The 6315-nt window shown below is 74.8% G+C and carries 3 protein-coding genes and 1 pseudogene; 2 read left to right on the top strand and 2 right to left on the bottom strand.

What is annotated here, in order from left to right; translation table 11 throughout:
- Window positions 1–1188, bottom strand: a 1188-nt coding sequence (locus ACFWA9_RS37490) for a sigma-70 family RNA polymerase sigma factor (RefSeq protein WP_380393739.1), incomplete at its 3' end; no start/stop codon positions are given.
- Between the two features lie 334 nt (window positions 1189–1522).
- Entirely contained in the window at window positions 1523–2440 is a 918-nt protein-coding gene (locus ACFWA9_RS37485) for a TetR/AcrR family transcriptional regulator (protein ID WP_380393736.1), read from the bottom strand.
- Window positions 2441–3075: 635 nt separating this feature from the next.
- On the opposite strand from ACFWA9_RS37485, the gene ACFWA9_RS37480 reads away from it, so the two are divergent.
- Both ACFWA9_RS37480 and ACFWA9_RS37475 read left to right on the top strand, forming a co-directional pair.
- On the top strand, window positions 3076–4407 hold the full coding sequence (locus ACFWA9_RS37480) for an NAD(P)/FAD-dependent oxidoreductase (RefSeq protein WP_380393733.1): 1332 nt from the start codon (window positions 3076–3078) through the stop codon (window positions 4405–4407).
- A gap of 141 nt (window positions 4408–4548) precedes the next feature.
- Window positions 4549–5967: pseudogene (locus ACFWA9_RS37475) on the top strand (PP2C family protein-serine/threonine phosphatase); the annotation flags it as partial.
- Between the last annotated feature and the right edge of the window lie 348 nt (window positions 5968–6315).

Below are 6315 nucleotides of genomic sequence, written 5' to 3'. Positions count from 1 at the left end.
TCCCGCGGCCGCGCCGCCGACCGCCGCCGCACCGCCCACGGCGGCAGCGGCGGCGCTGAAGCCGCCCACCCCCACCCAGACCAGGACGCCGCCGGGCAGCAGCGCCCGCAGGCTGTGGTTGATCTCGGACAGCTCCAGGCAGGCGGCCGTGCACCGGTCGCACTCCCGCAGGTGCCGGCCGACCTCCGCGGACGCCCGCTTGCGCAGCGAGCCGCGCGCGTAGGCGCCGAGCCGGTTGGCGTACGCCTCGCAGGCCCGGGCCTGGCTGCCCGAGACATGGGCCTGGAGGAAGGCCGCGGCCAGCCGGTCGCGGGCCCGGTGCGCCTGGACGGCGGTGGCGTTGGCGGTCTTGCCGAGCATCACCGCGACGGTCTTGGGGGACTCCCGTTCGACCTCGGTGTGCCAGAGCACCATCCGGTCGTCCTCGGGCAGTTCGGCGTAGGCCTGCATCACCATGCGCTGGTCGGCCAGCGCCATCGCCCAGGCGTCGGCCCCCGGGTCGGCCAGGTCCAGGTCGACGGTGGCGGCCGACGTCTGCGCGAACGTGCTGAAGTCGTCGACGAGTTGCTCGCGCCGCTCACTGCGGGTCCAGGCCGCGGCGACGTTGCGGACGGCGGTCAGCAGATAGGCGCGGACGGCGAACTCCGGGCCCTTGCCCGCCCGCAGCGCCTGCAGCGTGCGGGCGAACACCTCGCCGGCCAGGTCCTCGGCGGTGAAGCTGTCCCGGCAGCAGGTCCGCGCGTAGCGGCGCACCGAGTCGGCGTGCCGGCGGTAGATCTCCTCGTACGCGGCGTCGTCGCCGGCCCGCACCCGGGCGGTCAACTCGGCGTCGGAGGCCGGGCGCTCGCCGTCGACCGGGTCGGCGGGGGCCGGTACGGTCGGCCGGGCGCGGGAGCCGTCGTCGACGAAGGCCTCCGGGGCCACGCCGCCGCGGCCGGCCGGTGCCTGGCCGGGGACGCGGGTCTGCGGGTACGCGTCGGAGGCGGAGAGGGTCTCGCGGCTGGGCATCCCGGCCTGGTCAGGCACCTGCCCCGACGCGCTCGGCACCGCGCCGGGCGGCTGCCCCGGCCCGTGCCCGGCCCTGCCGGGGCCCCCGTCCGCGCCACCCGTCCCGCCGTTCGGTCCGCCCGGGCCGGAGCGGCCGAAGTCGAGGCCGTAGCCGTAGTCGTTCTGTTCCTCGGCGCTCACAACGGACCCCAGATTCCACGACAGCCCCCGTAGTGCGGCAGAGCGCACGGGAGTGCGTGAGCGCACGGTTCCCCGCTGTACGGCGCCGAGGGCGCGCGAACGGCGCGCATCGGGACATTGGCTCCAACCACGGGCAAAGGATGGCATAGCGCAGAGTTGGGCGGTAGCCGGACCGCCGCGACCCACTCTTCCGAGGGGCCGTCGAGGATGTGTTCGCCCCGTCCGGTGCACCGGCGCGGCGGCGGCCGCCCCCGGCGCGCGCCCGAGCGGCTCACGCCGGGTTGATCCTCAACTCCCTTGCCCTCCGGGGCCCGCGGCCACCAGAGCGGTGGGATCAGCGCGCCCGGAGCCCGTCCAGCAGGATCCGCAGCAGCCGGTCGGCCGGTCCTTCGACGGGTTGACCGTCCGTCTGCTGACCGCCCGCCGCCGGGAACGCGCCGCCGAACGCGGCCGACACGGGCGCCGTGTACGGGTCCGCCCCCGGTACGCCGCGCGAGGCGTGCACCGGAACCGAGGCGGTCAGCACCAGCACCACGTCCGCGACCGTCACCCCCGGCCGCAGCTCCCCGGCGGCGCCCGCGCGCGCCACCAGGGCGGCGAGCAGTTGCAGCAACTGCCGCGGGTCCGCGTCGGCCGCGGGTTCTCCGCCGCCCTCCGGCAGCCCGCCGTGCCGCGGCTCGAACCGGTTGCCGAGCAGGGCGCCCGCGCCGGCCGGGTCCCCCGAGCGCTGCTCGGGCACCCTGCCCAGCTCCTCCGCGTACCGGAAGGCCTCCGGCGGCAGCAGCCGCCCGGCCCCCGTACCCACCGCCCGCGCCAGGTAGCCGGCCAGCGACTCCCAGGCACCGCCGCCGCCGTACAGCGACTCCCGCGCCTGCGCGGTCAGCCACGCCACCTCCTCGGCGGCGATCCGCTGGACCAGCACCTCCTTGCTCGGGAAGCGCCGGTACACCGTGCCCACCCCGACCCCGGCCCGGCGCGCGACCTCCTCCATCGGCGCGCCGTAGCCGAACTCGCCGAACACCTCGCGGGCCGCACGCAGCACGCTCTCCAGGTTCCGCCGGGCGTCCACCCGCAGCCGGGCACCGGACACCGGTCCGCCACCGCCCTGCGGCGGTTCGGCCGGGTAGTGGACCGCCGCGTACGCCACCGCGGCCTGCGGTGGCAGGTCCGCGGGGCTGCGTTGCTCCGGCACCACGCCCTGGCCGACGCGCGGTACCGCCGCCCGGCCCAACAGTCGCTCCTGCTCCATCATCCCAACTCTCCCCCGCAGGTGCCCGATCCCGGACCCTGCCGTCGCCCGCCCCTGCACCCCCCGGTGCAGCTCCGCCTGTCAGAAATGACCCGATGACCCATCGCTCGTAGTCGGTTGTGACGCAAGCCGCGTCCGGGTGACGCCAGACCGCACGCGCACGGCGACCGCGCACGCAAGGCCATGCGGACTCCGCTCCGACCGGTGCCACCGGGCCGGGACCGCACATCCGGCCCGGCGCGTCGGCACCCCACGGGGCCTCGTCCGGGAACTACCCTTCCCCGGAACACCGTCCCGCAGTCGGGTTTACGCGCCAACACTGGAACTGGCCGTAATGGCCGCTCCACGGTGCGTCGCCGCCAGTTGTCATGGCGATGGCCGCCCCGATGCACAATCCGACCATAGTTCACGGCCGTTCGAAGCCGAAAGTGCGTCAGAAACTCACCCAGGCAGCACATCTGGCACCACGGGGCAACTCCCGCCCCAACCGACCCGGCACGGACTGTGGACAAGAGGCCCTCCGACGGTCCTTCATTGAGGGCGTGGTGGGGGGCACCCCCGGCCGAGGGCCGGGGACAGGTCGCATCGGCAGGAGGTTCGCCATCAGAATTCTGATCGTCGGCGGCGGCTGCGCCGGGATGTCCACCGCGCTGCACCTCCAGCGCGGCCTGCGCGAACGGCTGCGCCGGGGCGAGGCGGAGATCACCGTGGTCGAACCGCAGTCCTACTTGACGTACCACCCCTTGCTCGCCGAGGTCGCGGCCGGCTCGATCGACCCCCGCCACGTGGTCGTCCCGCTGCGGCGGGCCCTGCCGGACTGCCGGGTGCTCACCGCCCGGATCACCCGGATCGCGCACGGCACCCGCCGCGCCTGGGCCGACGCCGCCGCCCGCGGGGAACCGCCGGCCCCGGTCGAGCTCGACTACGACGTCCTGGTGGTGGCCCCCGGCTCGGTCTCCCGGACGGCGCCGGTGCCCGGGCTGGCCGAGCACGGGCTGGGGTTCTCCACCGTCGGCGAGGCGGTGAGCCTGCGCAACCACGTCCTGGAACAGCTCGACCTGGCCTCCGCGACCCGTGACCCGGCCCTGCGCCAGGCCGCGCTCACCTTCGTCTTCGTCGGCGCGGGCTACGCCGGCGTCGGCGCGCTCGCCGAACTGGAGGACATGGCGCGCACCGCCGTCCGCGGCTACCACAACATCAGCCCCGGGGACCTGCGCTGGGTCCTGGTCGAGGCCACCGACCGGATCCTCGCCGAGGAGTCGCCCGAGCTGGCCGCGCACACCCTGGCCGAACTGCGCGAGCGCAGCGTCGACGTCCGCCTGGGCACCAGGCTGGAGTCGGCCGCCGACCGGGTGATGGCGCTCTCCGACGGCAGCCGGTTCGCCGCCCGGACCCTGGTCTGGACGGCCGGGGTGCGCCCGTCCCCGCTGCTGCGCGACACCGACCTGCCGCTGGACACCGCCGGCCGGATCCGCTGTCTGGCCACCCTCCAGGCGGTCGGCCCGGACGGGCGGGCGCTGCCCGGTGTCTGGGCCGCCGGGGACTGCGCCGCCGTTCCCGACCCGCACGCCGACGGGGCGCCCTGCGCGCCCAACGCCCAGCACGCCTTCGCCCAGGCCGAGCTGCTCGCCGCCAACGTGCTCGTCGCCCTGGAGGGCGGCCCGCGCGCCGAGGGCATCGTCGAGTACCGGCCGGACCGCGCGGCCTGCTCGACCTCGCTGGGCCTGGGCCGCGCGGTCGCCCACACCGGCCGGGGCGGCCGGCTCACCGGCCGTCGCGCCTGGTGGCTGCACCGGGCCCGGCACCTGCGCCGGCTGCCGAGCGCGGACCGGCGGGTGCGGGTGCTGATGGACTGGGTGCTCGGCGGGCTGTTCTCCCGGGAGGTGGTCTCGCTCGGGACGGTGGAGCACCCGCGTTCGGAGTTCGAGGCCGGCTTCGGCAAGGGCGGCGCCGACGACCGGCCGACCTGAGGGCGGCGCCGGCGGCCGGCTGTGACCGACAAGACGGCCGCGCCCAGCGCGCGCGACTTCCGGAATCGGGCCTCCGCCTGACAGGATCGGCCCGACCGAGTCATTACCCGGTGTGGCAGTCCGCACACAAAAAGTGATGATATGCCTGGTAAACGAGGAAGCGGCCGTCGTTTGAACCTCATGCGCTGGAGCGCCCGGCTCACCGGAGCCCCGTGGCGGACCGCCCCGCCCGCCGGGCGCGGCACCGACCAGGGCACGCCGTCCGGCGACGGCGTGGTCGTCCCCAGCCCCCGCGACCCCACCAGCCTCGTCAGCCCCACCGAGGTGCTCGACCCGCAGCGGCCCCAGGACCTGCGCGAGGTGCTGAACCGCATCCCCGCCCCGGTCGCCGTCACCTACGGCCCGCTGCACCAGCTCGGCTACGCCAACCGCGCCTACCGCGAACTCTTCGGCGACCGGCCCACCGGCCTGCCCGCCTGCGAGGCACTGCCCGAGCTCGGCACCATGGGCGTCCTGCCGCTGATGGACCAGGTCATCCGCGGCGGCAGCCCGCGCAGCGTCAAGGCCCGCTGCATCCTCGGGCTCACCGGCAACCGCTACTACAACGTCTCCTGCGTCCCGCTCAGCCGGCACGAGAGCCGGACCGAGAGCAGGGTGGACGGCCGGCGCGAGAACAGGGCCGAGGGCCGGACCGAGGTGGCGGAGGGCGAGGAGCCGAGGGACGCACTGCCCGCCGGCGTCCTCATCTTCGCCGCCGAGGTCACCGACCAGGTGCTCGCCGCCACCCGGCTGCGCGAGGCCGAACGCCGCCAGCGCGAGGCCGCCGTCACCCTCCAGCGGAGCCTGCTCCCCCAGAAGCTCGACCAGCCCGCCGACCTCCGGGTCGCCGCCACCTACCAGCCCGGTGGCGCCGAGGCCGCGGTCGGCGGTGACTGGTACGACGTCATCGCCATCGACGGCGGCCGCACCGCGCTGGTCATCGGCGACGTGATGGGGCGCGGCCTGCGAGCCGCCGCCGTGATGGGCCAGCTCCGCACCGCCGTCCGCGCCTACGCCCGGCTCGACCTGCCGCCGCACGAGGTGATGCGCCTGCTCGACGGCCTCGCGATGGAGATCGACGCCAACCAGATCGCCACCTGCACCTACGCGGTCTGGGACCCAGAGCGCCACGCCCTCACCTACGCCTCCGCGGGACACCTGCCGATGCTGCTCCGCTGCCCCGACGGCACTATCCTGCGCAGCGAGGAGCAGAACGGCCCGCCCCTGGGCACCGGCGGCGGCGTCCACCTCTCCCACACCCTGCGGCTGCTCCCCGGCACCACTGGCGTCCTCTATACGGACGGTCTGGTGGAGCGCCGGGACGAGGACATCGACCAGGGCCTCGACCTGCTCGCCCGGACGCTCGCCGGGGCCGCCGGCGCTCCCGAGGTGATCTGCGCCCGGCTGCTCCGGGCCATGGGCGTCAGTTCGGACCACGACGACGACGTCGCCATCCTGGCCTTCCAGCTGCCGGCCGAGGAGACCCTGCCCGCCCTCCCGGAGCTGGGAGCGGCGCTTGACTCGACCCCCTGACAGGTCTAGTGTTCTTCGAGCTGCCTGGCTGGGAGCACCGGACACGTATCAACGCGGACGGTCCCGAGGCGGCCAATCCCTGGAAACACCATTTCGGCTCGGTCTGGGCTGTGCGCTGTCATATTGACGGTGTCGCTCATGCCTTATTCGTCATGCCTGTTTATATGGATTGCGGCCGGATTCGCCTTTCGGGGCGGGGATCGGCTAGAGTTTGAAACGTCGGACAGGGCGTCAAGCCCGAGAAGACACCAGCGAGTTGGATGAACGAAGCGCCGGAAACGGAGCGGAAAACATCTGGTAAGCTGGAAACACGAAAGAACGAAGCGCCCGGAGGGC

The sequence above is a fragment of the Kitasatospora sp. NPDC059973 genome (assembly GCF_042737525.1).
GTDB lineage: Bacteria > Actinomycetota > Actinomycetes > Streptomycetales > Streptomycetaceae > Kitasatospora.
This window is presented reverse-complemented; position numbering and strand designations above follow the sequence as displayed.